We start from the raw sequence: 750 nt of genomic DNA on the forward strand, positions 1-750 counted from the left end.
GCCTCGGAGGGGCCGGTGGCGACGCCGAGAACCTCACGCTTGCCGTCCTCGTTCACAGCCACCGCTATTATCACGGCGCGGCTGATGATCCGCCCGCTCTCGCGCACTTTCACGTAGGTCGCGTCGAGCCAGAGATAGGGCCAGGCGCCTTCGAGCGGCCGGGAGAGGAATGCGTTCACCCGCTCGTCGATTTCGACACAGAGGCGACTGACTTGGCTCTTCGACATGCCGCCAGCGCCCATCGCCTTCACCAGATCGTCCACGGACCGGGTCGAGATGCCATGCACGTAGGCTTCCTGGATGACGGCCACCAAGGCCTTCTCTGCCGTCCGGCGCGGCTCGAGAAAGCTCGGGAAGTAGCTGCCCCTCCTGAGCTTCGGGATCTCCAGCGCGATCCGCCCAGCTCGCGTATCCCAGTCGCGGTCGCGGTATCCGTTGCGCTGAACCTGCCGCAGCGGCGACCGTGCACCCTTGGCCGCCCCCGTCCGGGCCTCAACCTCCGCCTCCATGATCCGTTCGGCCGCAAAGGCCAGCATCTCGCGCACAAGATCGCCATCGGCCTGCTTCTCAACCAGTTCGATCAGCGCCATTCTGTCATCGGTCATCGTCGTCTCCATTCTTGGTTCAAGGTCTTGCAACCCGAACCTTCTCGAAGATCGGCGATGGCCGCCAGCGTCACACCCGGCCGCGCGCTGCGCTACGCCGGGGGCTCCGCGCGCGGCCTCCTACACCAAGCGTTGGGACACTACC

The 750-nt window shown here is 65.9% G+C and carries 1 protein-coding gene; it reads right to left on the bottom strand.

What is annotated here, in order from left to right; all coding sequences use genetic code 11:
- Window positions 1-605: transposase (locus Q4543_RS24485; protein WP_303442790.1), on the bottom strand; the 605-nt coding region annotated here is incomplete at its 3' end.
- Window positions 606-750 lie beyond the last annotated feature (145 nt).

It is taken from the genome of Salipiger sp. 1_MG-2023, from assembly GCF_030547555.1.
In the GTDB taxonomy this organism is placed as follows: domain Bacteria; phylum Pseudomonadota; class Alphaproteobacteria; order Rhodobacterales; family Rhodobacteraceae; genus Salipiger.